The sequence below is a fragment of the Bacteroides gallinarum DSM 18171 = JCM 13658 genome (genome assembly GCF_000374365.1).
Taxonomy (GTDB): domain Bacteria; phylum Bacteroidota; class Bacteroidia; order Bacteroidales; family Bacteroidaceae; genus Bacteroides; species Bacteroides gallinarum.
The window spans coordinates 1-21,519 of sequence record NZ_KB894165.1; the positions used below are offsets into that span (position 1 = coordinate 1).

Below are 21,519 nucleotides of genomic sequence, written 5' to 3' on the forward strand. Positions count from 1 at the left end.
CGTTCAAACGGGAACACTGAGTGAAGCCTGCCAAGCTCACTCTCATTAAAACTTTTGCGGTATTTTTCCAGAACATCAAATTCTGTGAAGCCCAAAGTTGGGTGAATTTCGGAAATATTTTGTATCTTAGCCATATCTTAGTCGGGGAATTTCCCCCGTTTTGGCCTTCAAACCTTATTTGCGGGGGAATACCTAAAGATACAAAAAAGCCAGCTAATTCGCAATATTTTGTGTATGAATTAGTTGGCTGATTTTATATTATTTACTGAATGTCCCGAATTTATCCCGTAAGACGGACAACTTCGTCCCGTGAGGCAAATAAAATCGTCCTGTAAGACGAAAATATTTGTCTCACGGGATAAATAATTCCGTCCTGTAAAACGAGTGCATGCCGTTTACATTTTCAAATAAAAGTCCCTGGTCAGGGAAATATACTCCGGAGTGTATTGTCCGTGCTCCTCTCCTTCTATATAAAGACTGTCCTCGGCGCACGGCACATCCCGGCGGCCGAAAGCCAATAATACGCGTCGGCAAGGTTTGCCGGGCTTGGTAAAGACACGCAGGCGGCGATAAGGATACAGCTTGTATTTCCATGCTGTATCGATAACCATGCTTTCCACCTCCGACGGAATGATAATGCTTATACTCCCTTCCCCGACCAGTAAATGCGCCGAATGTCCCAACAGCAGCTCGTAATTCAAGTCGCTCGTATGTCGTGCCGTACAGCGCTGGTTGTCCGGGCATTTCAGGGCATCGACGAAATAAGGCGGATTCGAAACGATAAGGTCGAACCGCTCTTCCGGGCGGTAATCGCGGAAGTCGCAGCATACTACTTTTATCCGTTCGCTCCAGGGCGCAGACCGGACGTTTTCCTCGGCTTGGGCTGCCGCCTCCGAATCTATTTCGACAGAGGTAATCAGCGCGTCCGGGATACGCTGTGCTAACTGTAAGGATATCAACCCGGTACCGGCTCCTACATCCAGTACCCGTTTAACGTTCTGCACCGGAGCCCATGCCCCCAGCAATACTCCGTCCGTACCCACTTTCATGGCGCATTTGTCGTGCCGGACGGTAAATTGTTTGAACTGAAAATAAGGATTAGGCATATTTGTTTTTGTTAACCGGGCTCAAAAATAATCAAAGCCGGCAAAATAGCGGCAATTTTGGCATCGTTTTTGTCTTTTTAAAGAAAGGAACATCCATTTAATAGAAGAAATAGCTAACTTTGCAGGCGCCTTATTGACCTGCCAATATGACATAAACTAAAAAGAATGAAATGAAGAAAAGAAATAATTTTAGTGATATCGAAGATAGGAATGAGAATGCGTTTTCTGTAATTGCTGATTTTGAGGGGAATGAAGAACAATTGATGGACATTGAGGTCGATGAAATCCTGCCGGTATTACCTCTTCGGAACATGGTTTTATTTCCGGGTGTGTTTATGCCAGTGTCCGTAGGAAGAAAGTCCTCCCTGAGATTGGTACGCGAAGCAGAGAAGAAAGGTACATACATAGCTGTGGTATGCCAGAAAATAGCCGACACGGAAATCCCTTTGCTCGAGGATTTGCATACAATCGGTACAATCGCCAAGATAGTCCGTGTGTTGGAAATGCCCGACCAGACAACTACCGTAATCCTGCAAGGTTCCAAACGGGTAGAGCTGAAAGAAATAACGGAAGTAGCCCCCTACCTGAAAGGTCGTATCACCACTCTTAACGAGGAAATCCCCGCCAAGGACGATAAAGAATTCCAGGCGTTGGTAGAAGCGTGCAAGGATTTGACCGTGCGCTATATCAAGTCGTCGGACATGTTTCCGCAGGATTCCGCATTCGCTATCAAGAACATAAGCAACCCGATGTTCCTGGTGGACTTTATCTGCACCAACCTGCCGTTGAAAAAAGATGAAAAGATAGAACTGCTCCGCATCGATGCGTTGCGTGCCCGCACCTATCGCCTGCTCGAGATACTGAACCGTGAAGTCCAGCTTGCTGAAATCAAGGAGTCCATTCAGATGCGTGCCCGCGAGGACATCGACCAGCAGCAGCGCGAATACTTCTTGCAACAGCAGATTAAGACTATCCAGGACGAACTGGGCGGTGGCAGCCAGGAGCAGGAAATAGAAGAAATGCGGAAGAAAGCGGAAACCGTTAAATGGAACGAGGAAGTAAAAACCGCTTTTCTGAAAGAGGTGGACAAGCTGGAGCGCATGCATCCGCAATCGCCCGATTACAGCGTGCAGTTGAATTACCTGCAAACCATGCTGAGCCTGCCGTGGGGTATCTATACAGCAGACAACTTGAACTTGACCAACGCCGAAAAAACGTTGAATAAAGACCATTACGGTTTGGAAAAAGTAAAGGAACGCATACTGGAACATCTTGCCGTATTGAAGTTGAAGGGAGACATGAAGTCGCCTATCATCTGCCTGTACGGCCCTCCGGGTGTGGGTAAAACCTCGTTGGGGCGTTCTATTGCCGCCGCTCTGAAACGGAAATACATCCGTATGTCATTGGGAGGCGTGCACGATGAAGCCGAGATACGCGGACACCGCAAGACCTATATCGGAGCGATGCCGGGACGCATTATCAAGAGCCTGATTAAAGCGGGTTCTTCCAACCCTGTATTCATATTGGACGAGATAGACAAGGTGAGTGCCGACCGTCAGGGCGACCCCTCCTCTGCCCTGCTCGAAGTCCTCGACCCGGAGCAGAACACTACGTTCCACGATAATTTCCTGGATGTGGATTACGACTTGTCGAAAGTTATGTTCATAGCTACCGCCAACAACCTGAATACCATTCCCGGACCGCTGCTCGACCGTATGGAGCTGATTGAGGTAAGCGGTTACATCACGGAGGAGAAGATAGAGATTGCCCGCCGCCACCTGGTTCCCAAGGAATTGGAAGCGAACGGGATGAAGAAGAACGACATTAAGATTCCCAAGAATACGCTGGAAGCAATCATCGAGTCGTACACCCGCGAGAGCGGTGTGCGCGAGCTGGAAAAGAAGATTGGAAAGATACTCCGCAAATCGGCGCGCCAATATGCCACGGACGGCTATTTTGCAAAGACCGAAATCAAGCCGGGTGATTTGTACGATTTCCTGGGAGCTCCGGAATACACGCGCGACAAGTACCAGGGAAATGAGTATGCCGGCGTAGTTACCGGCCTGGCATGGACGGCCGTGGGCGGCGAGATATTGTTTGTCGAAACCAGCCTCAGCCGGGGTAAGGGCGGTCGCTTGACGCTGACCGGAAACCTGGGCGATGTAATGAAAGAGTCCGCTATGCTGGCATTGGAATACATCAAGGCGCATGCTTCGTTGCTGAACCTTGATGAAGAGATTTTCGACAACTGGAACATCCATGTCCATGTTCCCGAAGGAGCTATTCCGAAAGATGGCCCGTCGGCAGGTATAACCATGGCTACCTCGCTGGCATCCGCACTGACGCAGCGGAAGGTAAAGGCGAACCTTGCCATGACGGGCGAAATCACGCTCCGCGGAAAGGTGCTTCCCGTAGGCGGTATCAAGGAGAAGATTCTGGCGGCCAAGCGTGCCGGTATCAAGGAAATCATCCTGAGCGACGAGAACCGCAAGAATATCGAGGAGATACAGGAACTTTACCTGAAAGGACTTACTTTCCATTATGTGAAAGACGTAAAAGAAGTGTTTGCCATTGCGCTGACCGACGAAAAGGTAGCTGATGCCATTGATTTGTCCGTTAAAAAAGAAAAGAAAGAAGAATGACATTCGAGTTACAGTATACAGATAGCAAGACAAATGCGCGTGCGGGGCTGATAACGACCGGCCATGGACAGATTGAGACACCTATCTTTATGCCGGTCGGCACGTTGGGTACTGTCAAGGGAGTACATCTGTCCGAATTGAAAGAAGATATAAAGGCGCAGATTATATTGGGTAACACCTATCATCTTTATCTGCGTCCGGGGCTGGATGTCATTGAAAAAGCCGGCGGACTGCATAAGTTCAACGGTTTCGACCGTCCGATGCTGACCGACAGCGGCGGTTTCCAGGTCTTTTCCCTGGCAGGCATCCGCAAACTGCGCGAGGAAGGTGCTGAATTTCGCTCGCATATAGACGGAAGCAAGCATATTTTCACTCCGGAGAAGGTAATGGATATCGAGCGTACTATCGGTGCGGATATCATGATGGCTTTCGACGAATGTACTCCGGGCGATGCAGAATACGCTTATGCCAAAAAATCAATGGAGATGACGCACCGCTGGTTAGACCGTTGTATTACGCGGTTCAATGAAACGGAGCCTAAGTACGGTTATCACCAGGCGCTTTTCCCTATCGTACAGGGATGCGTCTACCCCGACCTCCGCAAGCAGTCGGCAGAGTTCATCGCCTCCAAGGGAGCAGAAGGAAATGCTATCGGCGGCCTGGCGGTGGGCGAACCTACGGAGAAGATGTACGAGATGATAGAGCTGGTAAACGAAATCCTGCCGAAAGACAAGCCCCGCTATCTAATGGGGGTGGGCACACCCGTGAACATCCTCGAAGGCATCGAACGCGGAGTCGATATGTTCGACTGCGTGATGCCTACGCGCAACGGGCGCAACGGCATGCTGTTCACCAAAGACGGCATCATCAACATGCGCAACAAGAAGTGGGAAACCGACTTCTCTCCTATTGAGGCGGACGGTGCGTCTTACGTGGATACATTGTATAGTAAAGCCTACCTGCGCCATTTGTTCCACGCGCAGGAATTGCTGGCGATGCAGATAGCTTCCATTCATAATTTGGCGTTTTACCTCTGGCTTGCCGGTGAAGCCCGCAAGCATATCATTGCCGGAGACTTCTCTACCTGGAAGCCGATGATGGTACAACGCGTATCGACAAGATTATGAGAAAGATTGACTGGAAGATACTGAAAGATATAAAACTGCCTGTCGGAAAAGACAAGTTCCTCAAGCGGCTGGACTGGTACATCATCAAGAAGTTCCTGGGGACGTACGTGTTTGCCATAGCCCTGATTATCTCTATCGCCGTGGTATTCGACTTTAATGAGAAAATGGACCGCTTCATGTCCCATGAAGCTCCTTGGAGAGCCATTATCTTCGATTACTACATGAACTTCATCCCCTACTTTGCCAATCTGTTCAGCCCGCTGTTCGTCTTTATCGCAGTAATCTTTTTCACTTCCAAGCTGGCGGAGAACTCGGAGATTATCGCGATGTTCTCTACGGGAATGAGCTTTAAGCGCATGTTACGTCCCTATATGGTGTCGGCGGCTATTATCGCGGTGGTTACATTCTGCCTCGGCTCGTACGTCATTCCCAAAGGCAGCGTAACGCGCCTTAACTTCGAAGACAAATACTACAAGCCCCGTAAGTCTACCACAGCCCGTAATATCCAGTTGGAGGTCGATTCAGGGGTGATTGCCTATATCGAACGGTTTGAGGATTATAGCAAGACTGGTTACCGTTTCTCGCTGGACAAGTTCAAGGACAAGCAACTGGTATCTCACCTGACTGCCCGCAGCATTACGTACGATACGGCATCCGTGCATAAATGGACGGTGAAGGACTATATGATTCGCGAAATGGACGGCATGCGTGAAAGTATCGTGAAAGGAGAAAAAATAGATACCGTCCTCTTTATGGAGCCTGCCGATTTCCTTATAATGAAAAATCAGCAGGAAATGCTTACCAGCCCTCAGCTAAGCGAGTATATAGACAGGCAGCGGCAACGCGGCTTCGCCAATATCAAGGAATTCGAGATAGAATACCACAAACGCATTGCCATGTCCTTCGCCTCGTTCATCCTGACACTAATCGGCGTGTCGCTCTCTTCGAAAAAGACGAAAGGCGGTATGGGGCTGCACCTGGGTATCGGTCTTGCCCTGAGCTTCTCGTACATCCTGTTCCAGACGATTGCCTCCACGTTTGCCGTGAATGGAAACGTACCGCCCTTTATCGCAGTATGGATACCGAACCTGCTTTATGCATTCATAGCATTCTACCTGTACAAGAAAGCACCGAAATAGGCTTTCGGAAAGCAACTTTCCGAAAGCAGACAAGTATAAAAAATAAGAAGCCCTCCCGCTCTTGTGTTTCCACAAGTGCGGGAGGGCTTTTTTGTTGTATTCATTTCCTCTTTTGTTTTGTTCCTCTTTCTTGCAGGCAGGTAAACCGCCTGTGTCGGAAGAAGTCCCGCTTTCTTCTTACAGGTTCTTTAATCCCTTCGCGGCACAGTGGCATCGAAGCGCTTAATTCAAGTAAGCTGAAAGCTCAGCAGCAGAGATGTTCTTGGCAATAATCACACCATTTTCATCTAATAAATAGTTAGTAAATCCGCGGCCTAAACGATACTTCTTGAATAAGCCGGAGGACTCGCCTTTAGTTTCCACGAAACAGGTGGGCGTAACTATTCGGTCCTTACGAACGGTTTCCTTAAAGATTGACTGATACTCATCGAACGAAACGGAAACCATTTCCACATTATCATTACGGGAAGCTGAACGGAGCACATTGCTTAAACTTGCGTTTTGCATCCGGGAGTGCGCGTCGTAACTTGCCCAAAAGCTAAGCAACACATAACTGCCTTTCATGTCCGAAAGTTCCGTTAACGGTTGCCCGGCAGACATAGATTGGATTTTGAAGTCCGGGGCTATGTCACCCACATTCAAACCGCCGGTCGGTTTGTCTTTTTCTACAAAAGAAGTCAAGGAACCAATTAGTAATACAACAAAAATCCATTTTACATATCTCATGTAACACGATTTTGGTTAATACTATCCGGGACTGTCCTTTTTGGCAGTGATTTCCTCCCGGAACGTCATCTTCTCAGGCCTTGCAGTGAAAGGAATTCACTGATACTCAAAGCCTTTAATTCTGAAATCGGGTGCAAAGGTAAGTATTTCTTAAAGTAACTTCCAAATAAACAAGCAATTTTCTCACTTTTTTAGTGCACTTTTTTATGTTATTTAGCATAAAAGGCGGGAATTTTCCTTACTTTTGTAGCTGTTATCCTATTAATAGACAACTTATGCAACCATTGAGTACAGAACTTATCCTTATCCGCGTAACAGGGGAAGACCGTCCGGGACTGACGGCCTCGGTTACTGAAATCCTTGCCAAGTACGATGCCACTATCCTCGACATCGGGCAAGCCGACATTCATAACACCCTGTCGCTGGGTATCCTATGCAAGACGGAGGAGCAGCATTCCGGCTTTATAATGAAAGAGCTGCTTTTCAAGGCATCGTCGCTGGGCGTGACTATCCGCTTCTATCCCATTACGGCGAAAGAATATGAAGACTGGGTGAGCATGCAGGGCAAAAACCGCTATATCCTTACACTGCTGGGACGCAAGTTGTCTGCCCGCCAGATTTCTGCGGTAACCCGTATCCTGGCGGAACAAGGCATGAATATCGATGCTATCAAGCGACTTACGGGACGTATCCCGCTGGACGAGTGCGATGCAAAGACACGCGCCTGCATCGAGTTCTCCGTGCGCGGCACTCCCAAAGACCGCATCGCCATGCAAGAACAACTGATGCAGTTGGCGAGCGAGCTGGAAATGGACTTCTCTTTCCAGTTGGACAATATGTACCGCCGCATGCGCCGCCTTATCTGTTTTGATATGGACTCTACGCTGATAGAGACCGAGGTTATCGACGAACTGGCATTGCGTGCAGGCGTCGGCGAGCAGGTAAAAGCCATTACGGAACGCGCCATGCGTGGAGAGATAGACTTTACGGAAAGCTTCCGCGAACGGGTGGCATTGCTGAAAGGCCTGGACGAATCCGTCATGCAGGAGATTGCCGAGAACCTGCCCATTACGGAAGGCGTAGACCGCCTGATGTACGTCCTGAAGAAATACGGCTATAAGATTGCCATTCTTTCGGGCGGCTTCACCTACTTCGGGCGTTATCTCCAGCAGAAATACGGTATCGATTACGTATATGCCAATGAGCTGGAAATAGAAAACGGCAAGCTGACCGGGCGCTACCTCGGTGATGTGGTCGACGGTAAGCGGAAAGCAGAGCTGCTGCGCCTGATAGCACAGGTCGAGAAAGTAGATATCGCCCAGACCATTGCCGTAGGCGACGGCGCCAACGACCTGCCGATGTTAGGGATAGCCGGTCTGGGCATTGCCTTTCATGCCAAACCCAAAGTAGTGGCGAATGCCAAGCAGTCTATCAACACTATCGGGCTGGACGGCGTGCTCTATTTTCTGGGATTCAAGGACTCATACATCGATATTCCGCGTTAAATATAAGCCTATACGATAAGATTGTAAGCTCCTGCGGCAATTAATTGCCATGGGAGCTTATTTTTTAAGCAAGCTTATTTTGTTCTGCTTCCGGTTTGCATTATCTTTGTCGGCAAATAAAAGAATACATGAAGTTTTCTGAACTAAATTTAAATGACAACGTGCTTGAAGCACTGGATGCAATGCGTTTCGAAGAATGTACCCCTATACAGGAAAAATCAATACCTGTCATACTCGAAGGGCGCGATTTGATAGCTGTCGCACAAACCGGAACCGGAAAAACCGCGGCGTACCTGCTGCCCATACTGAACAAACTCTCGGAAGGCGGGCATCCCGAAGATTCTATCAATTGTATAGTAATGGCGCCTACACGGGAGCTGGCGCAACAGATAGACCAGCAAATGGAAGGTTTCTCCTATTTCATGCCGGTCAGCAGCGTAGCCGTGTACGGCGGTAATGACGGAATACTGTTCGAACAGCAGAAAAGAGGATTGACGCTGGGTGCGGATGTCGTAATCGCCACTCCGGGACGCCTGATAGCCCACCTCAGCCTGGGATACGTAGATTTGTCCCGCGTCTCTTACTTCATCCTGGACGAAGCAGACCGCATGCTGGATATGGGATTCTATGACGACATTATGCAGATTGTAAAATTCCTGCCCAAAGAGCGCCAGACTATCATGTTTTCCGCCACGATGCCGGCCAAAATCCAGCAGTTGGCGAAAACTATCCTGAATAACCCGGCAGAGGTGAAACTCGCAGTTTCCAAGCCGGCCGAGAAAATCGTGCAGGCAGCCTATATCTGTTATGAAAACCAGAAGTTAGGCATCATCCGCGACCTTTTCTCCGAACAGACCCCCGAGCGCGTCATCGTTTTCGCCTCTTCCAAGCTGAAAGTAAAAGAAGTTGCCAAGGCATTGAAGCAGATGAAGCTGAACGTCGGCGAGATGCACTCGGACCTCGAGCAGGCACAGCGCGAGGAAGTGATGTATGAGTTCAAGGCAGGACGTATCAATATCCTGGTGGCTACCGATATCGTGGCACGCGGCATCGATATAGACGATATCCGCCTGGTTATCAATTATGATGTACCGCACGACAGCGAAGATTATGTACACCGCATCGGACGTACGGCACGCGCCAATAACGACGGAGTAGCCCTGACCTTTGTCAACGAGAAAGAGCAGACGAACTTCAAGACCATAGAAAACTTCCTGGAGAAAGACATCTATAAGATACCCGTACCGGAAGCACTGGGTGAAGCCCCCGAATACAAGCCGCGCTCCGGTGAAGGGCGCAAACGCGGCTACAAAAGCGGCGGACGCAAAAACGGCGGCGGCAACGGAAACGGTAAGAATGCCCGTAACGGCAATAAGCGGAGGGAAGGCAAACAATCTTCCCGGCCGGCGAAACAAGAATAAAAAAAGCGGAGGGTTACTCCGCTTTTTTTATGTTCATCCGGTTATCGAATCCGATTGTAATATCTACCAGGCTGGAAACGGAACTTTCCGGCACACGTAAAACCGCACGGTACAAATAACCTTCCCCGTTCACTTCCATAAACTCCATGTCGGCGAGAATCATCTGGCTCAGCACCTCTTCGGGAAAGACATCGGCAAACATTTTCTTGGTAACATCCTTGCCGTACAACATCCGCCTGCCCTGATATACGCAGATATGTATCACATTGTCGTAGTAAACATTATCCACGCTGATACCCCCTTCCGAGTAAGACGAGCGTACCACCTTCATTTTAGAAGGATTGATGTAGACATACCCCCGGTAACGCGTACCCTCGTACATCACCACGCTATCCTTTTTCACCACTTCCGTAGTGGTTGGTATAACCTCCACTTCCTTATTGTCAAAGACGAGCACATCTTCGGGGCTTTCCGATTTATGCAGCTTTACAACCTCATCCGCATACAATGAATGAAACCAGAAACTGTACTCCGTCTGCCTGTCTATTTTATAAGCTGCGGTATTATTGCCGTACACATACATCGTGTCCCGTAAAACCCTGAACGTTACAGGCGCGTTCTGAGGATTGGCATGGTATATGGTATCCCCCTCTATACGCATCATCGGCAGTTCCGTTTCATCGTCTATCCAGATACCTTGAAGCAGAGCCTTCGCCGTAAAGTCCTCCACGGCGTTTCTCCGCTCTTTACCAGTACCGCATGCAGTCAACACTATGACGCAAAATAACTCCGTCAAGAGTTGTTTTTTCATGTTTATCTCCTTCCTTTATTTACCTATGCAATAATAGGTAAACCCGAGCTCTTCTATTTCCTTCTTTTCATAGATATTGCGGCCGTCCAGTAACACCGGAATTCTCATCGCCTTTTTAATGACCGCCCACGACGGCAGGCGGAACTCTTTCCATTCCGTTACCAGCATCAGAGCGTCCGCGTCGAGTGCGGCATCGTACATATCGGTGGCGTAGCAAACGCTGTCGCCTATCCTGCGGCGGCATTCCGCCATAGCCGCCGGGTCGTATGCCCGTACATTGCAGCCTGCGTTGAGCAGCTTGTTAATCAGGATTAAAGAAGGCGCCTCGCGCATGTCGTCCGTTTCCGGTTTGAATGCCAATCCCCATAAAGCAATGGTCTTGCCGCGCAAATCGCCGTTGAAGTGCCGTTGCAGCTTTTCGAACAAGATACCTTTCTGGTTCTCGTTCACCTCCTCCACCGCACGGAGTACACGCATCCGGTAGCCATTCTGCTCGGCAGTCTTAATCAGCGCCTTTACATCCTTCGGGAAGCACGAGCCCCCGTACCCGATTCCCGGATACAGGAATTTGCGGCCGATGCGCGTGTCCGAACCGATACCGCTGCGCACCATGTTAACGTCGGCGCCTACCAGTTCGCACAAATTGGCAATGTCGTTCATAAAGCTGATACGGGTGGCGAGCATGGAGTTAGCCGCATACTTCGTCATTTCGGCAGAAGGGATATCCATGAAGATAACCCGGAAATTATTCAGCAGGAACGGCTTATAAAGTTTGCTCATCAATTTCTGCGCACGTTCGGACTCTACCCCCACCACTACACGGTCGGGGCTCATAAAGTCGCTGATAGCGTTGCCCTCTTTCAGGAACTCCGGGTTGGAGGCAACATCGAACTCTATCTCCACTCCCCGCTTGTCCAGCTCCTCCTGGATAGCCGCCCGCACTTTCCGGGCAGTACCTACCGGGACGGTACTCTTGGTTACTACCAGCACATACTTCTCCATATTGCGGCCGATAGTACGCGCCACTTCGAGCACATAACTCAAATCCGCACTGCCGTCCTCATCGGGAGGAGTGCCTACGGCGCTGAAAATAACATCCACCTCGTTCAGGCAGCTTTCCAGAGAAGTGGTGAACTGCAGGCGTCCCGCCTTGGCATTCCGGTTCACCATTTCCTCCAGCCCGTTTTCGTAGATTGGAATGACACCCTGTTTCAGCGCTTCTATCTTTTCGCTGTTCGTATCCACGCAGATAACGTTGACACCGATTTCTGCAAAACAAGTACCGGTTACCAAACCGACGTACCCTGTACCGACAATAGCAATTTTCATACCTTACTCAAAATATTCCGCATCTTTGAACGATACGGCATGTCCGTCCTTTTCCGATAACAATAGCTGCGCCCCCGCAACCGGCCAGCCGATGCCTATCGTTTCGTCGTCGAAACGGATAGATGCCTCCGCCTGCGGTGCATATCCGTTGTCTACCTTATAAGTAAAAACTGCCTCCTCGCTCAATACCAGGAAACCGTGGGCAAAACCGCGGGGAATGAAGAACTGGCGTTTGTTGTCCTCGCTCAACTCTACACTGACGTACTTGCCGAATGTAGGGGAAGAACAGCGTAAATCGACTGCAACGTCCAATACCTTGCCCTTTATGACACGCACCAGTTTAGCCTGGCTGTATTCGCCCTTCTGGTAATGCAGCCCGCGCAATACACCGAAAGAAGATTTCGACTCATTATCCTGGACGAAATGTACATCGCCGATATTGGCACGGAACTCCTCCTCTTTGAATGCTTCCATAAAATAACCGCGTGCATCGTTGAACACCTTCGGTTCGATAATCCACACGCCGTCGATTTCTGTCTGTATGTAGTTCATTGCTTTAGAATGATTTATGTATTTTCAGTTGAAATCCGAAATTATCCCCGTATATATCTCCCATATCCAAGGCGAGCGAAGCGTTGAAATGCCACCCTTTCCACCTTTCGGGAGAATAAGAGAATGAGGCATATGCCGAAAAGTTCTCTAAAATATCCAGCGTAGGCACACTGGGAGTTCCCCATGTCCTGTTATGGCTCATTTTGGCAACATAGCCCCATTCCGGGTTTATCTGTCCGCTCCAGCCGATGTGCAGCGCTTTTATACGGTTGTATTTGAAAGTCATGTCGCCGTCCTTATTATAGATAGGCGAGGCAATCAGCGGGTTGGCTATCATCATTCCCCAATGCGCCCACCCCGGGTAAAGCCCGTTATTGTAATAATTGTCGGAGCCGCCCGTCTTGTGTACGGGGCCTTCATCCGGTTCGTGCATACCGTGCAGCGGACCGCTCATATTGGTGGTTTGCAGATATTCGAAAACTACCGCATCGATAGGCTTGAAGTCCTTGAAGTTCATTTCAATACCCCACAAACCGTCCCAGCCGTTCTGCTTGCCCATGGCGGAGAAATCGTCGAAATGGTTGCACAGGTAGGCGCTGATAGAGAATTTCTCGGCACGGTGGGTAAGCCTTATCTGCTCGCTGCCCAGGAAATTTCCCTGATAGAAATTCTTGTCGTTCGCGGGTTGGTCTTCGTCTCCGGCGCCGGGGATAAATACCCTGAAATAATCTTTCAGCGTGTTCCCCAAGTCGGTCACTTTACCGTCCGCTTCAATCATTTTTCCGCCGAACTGGGTGTCGAGAGTCATGCCTATATCCAACTGCCACTTCCCGTTAGGAACCCCGACACGGATAAAACCCTCTTTGTGGTGGTACTTGATATCCTTCGTGTACCAGTATCCCGCCCCTACTTTACGTTCCTGGTAGTCGTTGTCCGTAAACCAGCCGTAGGAAATCTCGCCCTTTATAGCCAGCCGCGGCAGTATATAGAGATATTCCGGAATGCCTGCCATGATTTGGGGAATGGGACGCGCATTGCCCGACCACGTCATGTCGCCGCTGCTCAAGGTGTTGTTGAGCAATGGCGCACCTTTCTCGCGGCTTCCGGCAAAAAGCCCCAGCCATTTGTAACGCGCATCTATATATGCCTGCTGGATAAACATGTCCTTATCGCCTTTAAAGCTCGTTCCGACGGACGCCACTACATCCAGCTTTTCCTCGAACCTCCACTTGCCCAACTTATGCTTGTAGCCGACTCCACCCCGTATATAAGTATTGTTATAGATAGAGCCGAGCCCCTGCTGGTTGCTTACTTGCCATAGCGGGGTGTTATCGCCCGTATGCACGGTAGCCCCGTATTCGACGAAAGAAGAAACCTGCGCTGTGGCAATATTGCTTCCTGCAAACAAAAAGATTAATAAACAGATAGGAATACGCATGATAGATAGTCTGTATCTGGTTAAGTACTGATAGTTATTTGTGTTCATTTCAAAATATATAATATAGTTTATCGTCTTGTCCGGCAAGAGCCGTAGAAAACGGTGCAAAAGTAGGAAAAAAATCTAATATATAGGCCATACCCGGAAAAGGAGTTTGCAAAGTTCGCCGTGTTTATAAATTGTTAATAAGAAAAGCCGCCCGGAAGTGGCGTATTTCCGATAAAACCGCTACTTTTGCAACATGATTGAATTAGCGCAGCATATAGAAGTACTGTTACTGGAAAATGATTGTGTCATTGTTCCGGGTTTGGGCGGATTCGTAGCCCACTACACGCCGGCAATGAGAGTGGAGGGAGAAAACACGTTCCTGCCGCCTGCCCGTATCGTCGGCTTCAATCCGCAATTGAAGATGAACGACGGGTTGCTGGTACAATCGTATATGGCTGTGTACGGCACGGACTTTCCCGATGCCACCAGGATTGTGGACAAATCGGTAAAAGAACTGCTGTCCCTCCTCCATGAGAACGGCAAAGCCGATTTGCCGAATATCGGCGAGTTGCGCTATTCCATTCGCGACACCTACGAGTTCGTACCCTACGATGATAAGGTCGTTACCCCTTCCCTGTACGGGCTGGACAGTTTCGAGATGCAGGAGCTGACCGTGGTGCGCAAACCCTACCAGGGCAAGACAATTCCCTTCGTACCCGCTGTACGCGAGGAGAAGAAGCGCAGGTTCGAAATAGGTTTCAACCCTTCCCGCCTGGCGAATGCCGTTGCCATGATTGCTATTGTGGCGCTGTTCTTTTTCCTTTCCACCCCGATAGAGAATACCGAGGTGGTGGAAGCCAACTACGCCCGATTGCTTCCCGACGACTTGTTCGAGAAAATAGGAGCGCAGTCGCTGGCTATCACGCCGATAACCGTTCATCCGCAGTCCGCAGGCAAGAAAGCCGCCGCTTCACAGACGAAAACATCCGTAGCTCCGGGTAAGAAAACCGTGGCTCCCGTTGCCGTGAAAGAAGTCAAAGTCCGCCGGCAACCTGCCGTAGCCGCCGTGCAGCCCGGAACACCGGTCGCCGCCCCTGCCCCTGCCGTTCAACCCGCAAAGGCGTCTTATCACATTATCATAGCCAGCGTGGGAACCGAAAGAGATGCCGATGCCATGGCGCAACAATTGGTTGCCAAAGGCTTTATAGGCGCCAAGGCAATTATAGGCGACGGCAAGATGCGTGTCAGTATCCGGTCGTGCGCCACGCAGCAAGAAGCATACCGCGCCTTGGGAGAGATTCGCCGGGATGAAGCATTCCGGAACGCATGGGTTTTGAAGAAATGATTTTCTTCCCCGTAACAAATCATAAGCAGTCTATTATATCAACTAACCATTAATCCGATGAAGCGTATCCGTTGCCCCAAATGCGAAAACTACCTTACTTTCGATGAAACGAAGTACACCGAAGGTCAGTCTTTGGTATTTGTTTGCGAAAACTGCAAGAAGCAGTTCAGCATTCGCCTGGGCAAGACGAAGATGAAAGCTCCGCAGAAGGAAGAAAATCCGGACGAGGCGGAATATAAGGAAGCTTTCGGAAGTATTACGGTTATCGAGAACGTGTTCGGCTTCAAGCAGGTGCTGCCGTTGCGGGAGGGAGATAACAGAATAGGCCGCCGTTGCGTAGGAACGGTCGTCGATGCTCCGATAGAGACTTCGGATATGAGCATGGACCGTACTCACTGCATTATCAACGTGAAGCGCGATAAGCAGGGAAAGCTTGTTTATACGCTGCGCGACGCCCCCAGCCTCACGGGGACTTTCCTTAATAATGAAATTCTGGGCGATAAAGACCGCGTTCGTATCGAAGACGGGGCTATCGTAACTATCGGCGCTACCACCTTTATTCTTCGGGCGGCAGAGTAAACCTCTCTCTTCGGGTGCATCGGGCACAGTTATAATAGCGTGCCTGCTGTACGGATAACAAATGAAATCAGCCTATTTCCGTTTGTCACTGATAAGCCATTGGTTTATTAGCGGTAAACTCCAGATTTATTCCTAATAAACTATCGGTTTATTAGGAATAAATTGATAGTTTATTGGCAATAAACAGGAATAAACTGCAAATGTTTTGATTGTCAATGCGTTATCTTTGTCCGTTGCCGGGCTCGCATCATCCTATGATAACTTCGCATAAAAAAACGAGGAGGGTGTATCAATATACACCCTCCTTTTAAGTTGTTCACCCGTATTGCTTGTCAGCTATATACAGGAGTGAAATGCGCAAGCAACCTCTATCAGAGAATACCCTTTACGGTTTCCAGCATGCCTTTTTCTTGGATAGAGTTCAGGAAGCCGGTAACCATGTCCGTAAGTCCCGGAATGGCGTTCAAGTCGCCGTGCTCGCCCCAGATAAGGTCTTTTGCAGCCAGTACGCCTTCTGCTACCTTGCGGGTGTCGCCTGTTGCCCAGAGGTCTTTCAGCAGTTGCATGATTTCCGGAGCATCGTTCGGCACGATTTCCGCGCCGTCGGCACGTACACCGCCCTTATAATAGGTGATGATAGCGGCAAGACCGAGTACCAGGCCTTTCGGGAGTTCACCTTTGCGTTCCAGGTAGGTTTTCAGACCGGGCAGGTCGCGGGTTTGATATTTGGGGAAGGAGTTCAGCATGATGCTGGTTACCTGGTGCTCTACATAAGGATTGTCGAAGCGTTCCAGCACGTCGGCGGCAAACTTTTTCAGCTCGTCTATCGGCAGGTTCAGCGTCTGCATCAGCTCGTCGAACTGTACTTTGCGTACATACTTGCCGATAACCGGGTGGTTGCATGCGTCGCGTACGATGTTTACGCCGCTAAGGTAGGCAACCGGGGAAAGTACGGTGTGCGGGCCGTTCAGCAGCGTAACCTTTCTTTCGTGGTAGGGAGCCTCGGACTTCACGAAAAGCACGTTCAATCCCGCCTTGTTTGCAGGGAACTCCTCTGCCAACTGGCGGAGAGAGAGGTTTTCGGCAGCTTCGATAACCCATAGGTGGAAAATCTCGGCTTGTACGACGAGGTTGTCCGCATAACAAATCTTCTTCTGGATTTGCGCAATCTCCTTGCGCGGGAAGCCCGGAACGATGCGGTCTACCAGCGTGGCGCATACATAACAGTATTTCGTAAACCAGTTCTTGAACTTCTCATAGTCTGCACCGAAGTCCTCTTTCCATAATTCGATGTACTGGTAGATGCACTCTTTCAGGTGATGCCCGTTCAGGAAGATTAGCTCGCAGGGCATAATGATAAGGCCTTTCGTCTTATCGCCTTTGAAGGTCTTGAAGCGGCGGTACAGCAGTTGGGTGAGCTTGCCCGGATAGGAAGATGCGGGGGCATCGGTAAACTTGCAGTTAGGGTCGAAAGCGATGCCGGCTTCCGTGGTATTGGAGATAACGAAACGTATTTCGGGCTGGTCGGCAAGCGCCATGAAGGCGGAGTTCTGCGAATACGGGTTCAGTGCGCGGCTGATGCAGTCGATGCGTGTAAGGCTGTTGACTACTTCGCCGTTCAAACGGCCTTGCAGGTTGACGTGGTACAGGCAGTCCTGTCCGTTCAGCCATTCTGCCATGCCTTTTTCTATGGGCTGAACCACTACGACACTGCTGTTGAAGTCGGTCTTTTGATTCATGTTGTAAACAATCCAGTCTACAAATGCGCGGAGGAAGTTTCCTTCACCGAATTGAATGATGCGTTCGGGAGCAACGGACTTGGGAGCCGTCTGTTTGTTTAATGCTTTCATCTTAAAAACGATTTAATTATGATTTATAATTGGATTTATTCGAATTCGAAGTAGAAATCTATGTTCTCTTTCATCAGGATGTCGATAGGCATGTACTTTACAGCCGTAACCGGTTTCTTGAACACGACGTGGTTGCACAATGCCTTGACGCCGCAATAGCCTTGCAGTCCCGGCCGTTGCCCGATAAGGTAGCTCACTTCGCCGCTCTTGAGGTATTCGACATTCTTTTGCAACAGGTCGTAACCTACCAGCGCTTCCAGCTTGCGGCCTCTTTTCTGCAGGTAACCCGCCACCTGGTAGATGCGGGAGTTGAATACGGCGCCCAGCACTGCCTCGGGATGTCCGGCAAAGAAATCGTCCAGCAGTTTCTCGTTGGAGGCGGTGTATTCCTTATGAAGTACGACGTCGTGTATAACGAGGTTCTTGTGTTCGTCTGCCAGGTATTGCATGAATCCTTCCAGCCGGCGCTGCATCTGCACCTCGGCAGGGTTGTTCTTTTGGTTGTTCAGGAAGAGTACGAGCTCCTGCCCTTCCCGGTAGCGGCGCATCAGTATCTTGGCGGCAATGTAGCCGCTGCTTTTGGAGTCCTGGCCTATGTAGCACAATGCGCGGGTTTGCTCCATGTTGAAGTCGATGAATGCGTACGGTATCTTTTTATCCTCCAGGCAGGAGGTCAGCCTCAGGGTTTCTTCCTGGAAGTTCGGGGCAATCAGTACGGCATCGACGGGCTCCGCCTGCAACAGCGTGCACGCTTCCTCGTAAGAGGCCTTGTCGGCATGGTTGTAGAAAAGATAGTCCACCCCTACGTTGAACGGACGCAGCTCTTGTGCGGCGCGGTCTATTCCCCGGGCTACGGCATGCCAGTAATCGTGTTCTATATAATAAGGTATGATACACGCTATGCGATACCGTTTCTTGGCAGCCAGACCTATGGCGAACATATTGGGGTGATAGTCTATCTCGTCGAGGACTTTCTGTACTTTTTCTTTGCTTGCGCGGGACACGTCGCCCCGGTTATGCAGCACACGGTCTACCGTCCCGGCGGATACACCTGCCATACGTGCGATGTCCTTTATTGTATAAGTCTTGTTTTCCATTCTTTCCTACCCTAACCTAAGGCGTTTAAAGGTCTTACGTGCAAAGCTTAAATATTATAAATATTTGCCGCAAAGATACGAATTATTTTGTTTCTCCAAGTAAAATTTCTACTTTTGTGTTCGATAACGGTTAATAAAAGCAAAAAGCGTTATCGAGCCTATTAGCTTTACAATCAATACTATATAGGTGTAATGACAAGAAAGTAATTTTTTTAGATACTTAAAACACAAGAAAATGAAAAACTTTATGGATGAAAACTTCCTGTTGCAAACGGAAACCGCACAGAAGTTGTATCATGAGCATGCGGCTAAAATGCCGATTATCGACTATCACTGTCACTTGATTCCGCAAATGGTAGCAGACGATTACCAGTTCAAGTCGCTTACGGAAATCTGGCTGGGCGGCGACCATTACAAATGGCGCGCCATGCGTACCAACGGCGTGGAAGAACGCTACTGTACCGGCAAGGATACCACGGACTGGGAAAAGTTCGAGAAATGGGCGGAAACCGTGCCTTATACTTTCCGTAATCCCTTGTATCACTGGACGCACCTGGAATTGAAAACGGCATTCGGCATCGACAAGATTTTGAACCCGAAGACAGCCCGCGAGATTTATGACGAGTGTAACGAGAAGCTGAAACAGCCCGAATATTCGGCACGCGGCATGATGCGCCGTTACCACGTGGAAACGGTTTGTACTACGGACGACCCCGTGGATTCGCTGGAATACCATATCAAGACCCGTGAAAGCGGTTTTGAAATCAAGATGTTGCCTACCTGGCGTCCCGACAAGGCTATGGCGGTGGAAGTTCCTGCCGATTTCCGCGCTTATGTGGAAAAGCTGGCGGAGGTGAGCGGCGTTGCCATTTCTACTTTCGACGATATGATTGCCGCCCTGCGCAAACGTCACGACTTCTTTGCCGCCCAGGGTTGTAAACTGTCCGACCACGGTATCGAGGAGTTCTATGCGGAGGATTATACGGATGCGGAAATCAAGGCTATATTCAATAAAGTATATGGCGGCGCTTCGCTGACGAAGGAGGAAATCCTGAAATTCAAGTCGGCCATGCTGGTGGCTTTCGGCGAAATGGACTGGGAGAAAGGCTGGACGCAGCAGTTCCACTACGGGGCTATCCGCAACAATAACAGCAAGATGTTCAAGTTGCTCGGTCCTGATACCGGTTTCGATTCTATCGGCGAGTTCACTACTGCCAAGGCAATGGCGAAGTTCCTCGACCGCCTGAACTCCGAGGGCAAGCTGGCAAAGACAATCCTTTATAACTTGAATCCGTGTGCCAACGAGGTGATTGCCACGATGCTGGGTAATTTCCAGGACGGTACGGTTCCCGGCAAGATTCAGTTCGGCTCGGGCTGGTGGTTCCTCGACCAGAAGGACGGTATGGAGAAGCAGATGAACGCACTCTCCGTACTCGGCTTGTTGAGCCGTTTCGTAGGTATGCTGACGGATTCCCGCTCTTTCCTCTCCTATCCGCGTCATGAATATTTCCGCCGTACGTTGTGCAACCTCGTAGGCCGCGATGTGGAAAACGGCGAGATTCCGGTTTCCGAAATGGAGCGTGTAAATCAGATGATTGAGGATATCAGCTATTACAACGCCAAGAAGTTCTTCCAGTTCTAAGTCAAGGACGAGATAATTGAAATCAGCCCTTCCATGCTTGATGCTTTTACGGCAAGCGTGGAAGGGCTTTTTATTGAGTACTGCCGAAATTAGGCTTATACTATCTGTTATTCAGAGGAGCTGGCGATGAAAAAATCCTCTCTCTTAATATGGTTTCGCTGCGCTCTGAAGGGCAGATACCTTATAAGAGGTATTCCGTTATATCTTTGATGTTCTTTAATTGGATGAAGTTGGGGTTTGTTATGTTTCCTTCATGGGTTTCATATTGCCAGGTGATATGGTAGGGAATGTGGGCGGCATATCCTCCTAACTCCAATACCGGCAGTATATCCGATTTGACGGAGTTTCCCAGCATCAGGAAATTCTGCGGATTGCATTTCATGGTGTCGAGAAGTTTTTGATAATCGGCTTCTTTCTTGTCGCTCATTATTTCGACGTGGCAGAAGTAGTTCGTCAGCCCGGAGGCGGCGACTTTCCTTTTTTGGTCGAATAAGTCTCCTTTGGTTGCCAGCACCAGCTTGTATCTGCCTTGTAACCGGAGCAGCACTTCTTCTACACCGTCCAGCAAGGTTACGGGTTTTTGCAGGAGCTCCTGCCCCAGCCCGATGATTGCTTCTACGCACTGTATACTTCCTTTTCCGCCAGTAATACGGCAGGCGGTTTCCACCATGCTGAGCATCATGCTTTTTAGCCCGTATCCGTACATGTGCAGGTTTTTCATTTCCGTGTCGAACAGTTCCTGCGAAACAGCCGGAGCCGGCAGGTATGCTTCGAGCAAACGGCAGAATTTATGTTCGAACTCCTGGAAATAAAGCTCGTTTTCCCAAAGGGTGTCATCGGCGTCGAATGCCACGACTTCTATCTTATCTTTCATACGTTGTCCGTTTTATTGTTATTACCTATATTTACTGCATTATTCTCTATATTTACTGCAAATATAACGATTTAAACACAACTATTAACCGGTAAGGGACGACTCAATCACCTCAAACTACTGCCGTAGGTTTCTGCAAGGCTTTCTGGGTAAGCAACATAATGGAACTTCTCGAGCGTGTGGCTGCCGTAGCTCTGCCGGTTTTTACCAAAACTGCCGAATTCATCGACAAAAAGAAGAAGGCATAATCTCTTATATGGTATATTTTATGTATATTTGCACCCCGATGTAAAGACAGCTTGCATCCGGCACAATCTAAGTCAAGCTTAATGCTGTGCTTATTTGCAC

At 49.4% G+C, this 21,519-nt stretch carries 17 protein-coding genes; 8 read left to right on the forward strand and 9 right to left on the reverse strand.

What is annotated here, in order from left to right:
- Positions 1-395: 395 nt before the first annotated feature.
- Complete coding sequence (locus C233_RS0118945; RefSeq protein WP_018669103.1) at positions 396-1,106, reverse strand: tRNA1(Val) (adenine(37)-N6)-methyltransferase; 711 nt, start codon at positions 1,104-1,106, stop codon at positions 396-398.
- A 170-nt stretch (positions 1,107-1,276) separates the two neighbouring features.
- On the opposite strand from C233_RS0118945, the gene lon reads away from it, so the two are divergent.
- From lon to C233_RS0118960, 3 genes are read left to right on the forward strand one after another with little or no spacing between them, the layout of a single operon-like run.
- Complete coding sequence (lon, locus tag C233_RS0118950; RefSeq protein ID WP_018669104.1) at positions 1,277-3,748, forward strand: endopeptidase La; 2,472 nt, start codon at positions 1,277-1,279, stop codon at positions 3,746-3,748.
- Complete coding sequence (gene tgt, locus C233_RS0118955) at positions 3,745-4,875, forward strand: tRNA guanosine(34) transglycosylase Tgt (RefSeq protein ID WP_018669105.1); 1,131 nt, start codon at positions 3,745-3,747, stop codon at positions 4,873-4,875. The genes lon and tgt overlap by 4 nt, the downstream gene beginning before the upstream one ends.
- Positions 4,872-6,014: an LptF/LptG family permease gene (locus C233_RS0118960; protein ID WP_018669106.1), complete on the forward strand. Its 1,143-nt coding sequence runs from the start codon at positions 4,872-4,874 to the stop codon at positions 6,012-6,014. The genes tgt and C233_RS0118960 overlap by 4 nt, the downstream gene beginning before the upstream one ends.
- Positions 6,015-6,236: 222 nt before the next feature.
- Here the strand turns inward: C233_RS0118960 and C233_RS0118965 are convergent, their stop codons facing one another.
- Entirely contained in the window at positions 6,237-6,740 is a 504-nt protein-coding gene (locus C233_RS0118965; protein ID WP_018669107.1) for a thioredoxin family protein, read from the reverse strand.
- A 275-nt stretch (positions 6,741-7,015) separates the two neighbouring features.
- Between C233_RS0118965 and serB the strand changes: the two genes are divergently transcribed.
- A complete protein-coding gene (gene serB / locus C233_RS0118970; RefSeq protein WP_018669108.1) occupies positions 7,016-8,245 on the forward strand; it encodes a phosphoserine phosphatase SerB in 1,230 nt (409 codons plus the stop codon).
- 128 nt (positions 8,246-8,373) lie between these two features.
- Positions 8,374-9,666: a DEAD/DEAH box helicase gene (locus C233_RS0118975; RefSeq protein WP_018669109.1), complete on the forward strand. Its 1,293-nt coding sequence runs from the start codon at positions 8,374-8,376 to the stop codon at positions 9,664-9,666.
- 13 nt (positions 9,667-9,679) lie between these two features.
- On the opposite strand, the gene C233_RS0118980 is transcribed toward C233_RS0118975, so the two are convergent.
- The 4 genes from C233_RS0118980 to C233_RS0118995 are packed head-to-tail and all read right to left on the reverse strand — an operon-like array spanning position 9,680 to position 13,796.
- Complete coding sequence (locus C233_RS0118980) at positions 9,680-10,477, reverse strand: DUF4738 domain-containing protein (RefSeq protein ID WP_018669110.1); 798 nt, start codon at positions 10,475-10,477, stop codon at positions 9,680-9,682.
- 15 nt (positions 10,478-10,492) lie between these two features.
- Positions 10,493-11,806, reverse strand: coding sequence for a UDP-glucose dehydrogenase family protein (locus C233_RS0118985; RefSeq protein ID WP_018669111.1), 1,314 nt, complete (start codon positions 11,804-11,806; stop codon positions 10,493-10,495).
- A 3-nt stretch (positions 11,807-11,809) separates the two neighbouring features.
- Entirely contained in the window at positions 11,810-12,358 is a 549-nt protein-coding gene (gene rfbC / locus C233_RS0118990; RefSeq protein ID WP_018669112.1) for a dTDP-4-dehydrorhamnose 3,5-epimerase, read from the reverse strand.
- A 4-nt stretch (positions 12,359-12,362) separates the two neighbouring features.
- Complete coding sequence (locus tag C233_RS0118995) at positions 12,363-13,796, reverse strand: capsule assembly Wzi family protein (protein ID WP_018669113.1); 1,434 nt, start codon at positions 13,794-13,796, stop codon at positions 12,363-12,365.
- Between the two features lie 241 nt (positions 13,797-14,037).
- Between C233_RS0118995 and C233_RS0119000 the strand changes: the two genes are divergently transcribed.
- Positions 14,038-15,129: an HU domain-containing protein gene (locus C233_RS0119000; protein ID WP_018669114.1), complete on the forward strand. Its 1,092-nt coding sequence runs from the start codon at positions 14,038-14,040 to the stop codon at positions 15,127-15,129.
- Between the two features lie 57 nt (positions 15,130-15,186).
- Positions 15,187-15,708 carry an FHA domain-containing protein gene (locus C233_RS0119005; protein ID WP_018669115.1) on the forward strand — a complete coding sequence of 174 codons (522 nt, stop codon included), beginning with the start codon at positions 15,187-15,189 and terminating at the stop codon, positions 15,706-15,708.
- Positions 15,709-16,079: 371 nt separating this feature from the next.
- On the opposite strand, the gene C233_RS0119010 is transcribed toward C233_RS0119005, so the two are convergent.
- Complete coding sequence (locus tag C233_RS0119010) at positions 16,080-17,558, reverse strand: tagaturonate reductase (RefSeq protein ID WP_018669116.1); 1,479 nt, start codon at positions 17,556-17,558, stop codon at positions 16,080-16,082.
- A 35-nt stretch (positions 17,559-17,593) separates the two neighbouring features.
- A complete protein-coding gene (locus C233_RS0119015) occupies positions 17,594-18,655 on the reverse strand; it encodes a LacI family DNA-binding transcriptional regulator (protein WP_018669117.1) in 1,062 nt (353 codons plus the stop codon).
- 235 nt (positions 18,656-18,890) lie between these two features.
- Between C233_RS0119015 and uxaC the strand changes: the two genes are divergently transcribed.
- Positions 18,891-20,297: a glucuronate isomerase gene (gene uxaC, locus C233_RS0119020; RefSeq protein ID WP_018669118.1), complete on the forward strand. Its 1,407-nt coding sequence runs from the start codon at positions 18,891-18,893 to the stop codon at positions 20,295-20,297.
- 181 nt (positions 20,298-20,478) lie between these two features.
- Here the strand turns inward: uxaC and C233_RS0119025 are convergent, their stop codons facing one another.
- A complete protein-coding gene (locus tag C233_RS0119025) occupies positions 20,479-21,171 on the reverse strand; it encodes an HAD family hydrolase (protein ID WP_018669119.1) in 693 nt (230 codons plus the stop codon).
- Between the last annotated feature and the right edge of the window lie 348 nt (positions 21,172-21,519).

Bases quoted from the DNA above. Each gene is read 5' to 3' on its own strand.
- C233_RS0118945 (WP_018669103.1), bottom strand. From the start codon at position 1,106: ATGCCTAATCCTTATTTTCAGTTCAAACAATTTACCGTCCGGCACGAC.
- lon (WP_018669104.1), top strand. From the start codon at position 1,277: ATGAAGAAAAGAAATAATTTTAGTGATATCGAAGATAGGAATGAGAAT.
- tgt (WP_018669105.1), top strand. From the start codon at position 3,745: ATGACATTCGAGTTACAGTATACAGATAGCAAGACAAATGCGCGTGCG.
- C233_RS0118960 (WP_018669106.1), top strand. From the start codon at position 4,872: ATGAGAAAGATTGACTGGAAGATACTGAAAGATATAAAACTGCCTGTC.
- C233_RS0118965 (WP_018669107.1), bottom strand. From the start codon at position 6,740: ATGAGATATGTAAAATGGATTTTTGTTGTATTACTAATTGGTTCCTTG.
- serB (WP_018669108.1), top strand. From the start codon at position 7,016: ATGCAACCATTGAGTACAGAACTTATCCTTATCCGCGTAACAGGGGAA.
- C233_RS0118975 (WP_018669109.1), top strand. From the start codon at position 8,374: ATGAAGTTTTCTGAACTAAATTTAAATGACAACGTGCTTGAAGCACTG.
- C233_RS0118980 (WP_018669110.1), bottom strand. From the start codon at position 10,477: ATGAAAAAACAACTCTTGACGGAGTTATTTTGCGTCATAGTGTTGACT.
- C233_RS0118985 (WP_018669111.1), bottom strand. From the start codon at position 11,806: ATGAAAATTGCTATTGTCGGTACAGGGTACGTCGGTTTGGTAACCGGT.
- rfbC (WP_018669112.1), bottom strand. From the start codon at position 12,358: ATGAACTACATACAGACAGAAATCGACGGCGTGTGGATTATCGAACCG.
- C233_RS0118995 (WP_018669113.1), bottom strand. From the start codon at position 13,796: ATGCGTATTCCTATCTGTTTATTAATCTTTTTGTTTGCAGGAAGCAAT.
- C233_RS0119000 (WP_018669114.1), top strand. From the start codon at position 14,038: ATGATTGAATTAGCGCAGCATATAGAAGTACTGTTACTGGAAAATGAT.
- C233_RS0119005 (WP_018669115.1), top strand. From the start codon at position 15,187: ATGAAGCGTATCCGTTGCCCCAAATGCGAAAACTACCTTACTTTCGAT.
- C233_RS0119010 (WP_018669116.1), bottom strand. From the start codon at position 17,558: ATGAAAGCATTAAACAAACAGACGGCTCCCAAGTCCGTTGCTCCCGAA.
- C233_RS0119015 (WP_018669117.1), bottom strand. From the start codon at position 18,655: ATGGAAAACAAGACTTATACAATAAAGGACATCGCACGTATGGCAGGT.
- uxaC (WP_018669118.1), top strand. From the start codon at position 18,891: ATGAAAAACTTTATGGATGAAAACTTCCTGTTGCAAACGGAAACCGCA.
- C233_RS0119025 (WP_018669119.1), bottom strand. From the start codon at position 21,171: ATGAAAGATAAGATAGAAGTCGTGGCATTCGACGCCGATGACACCCTT.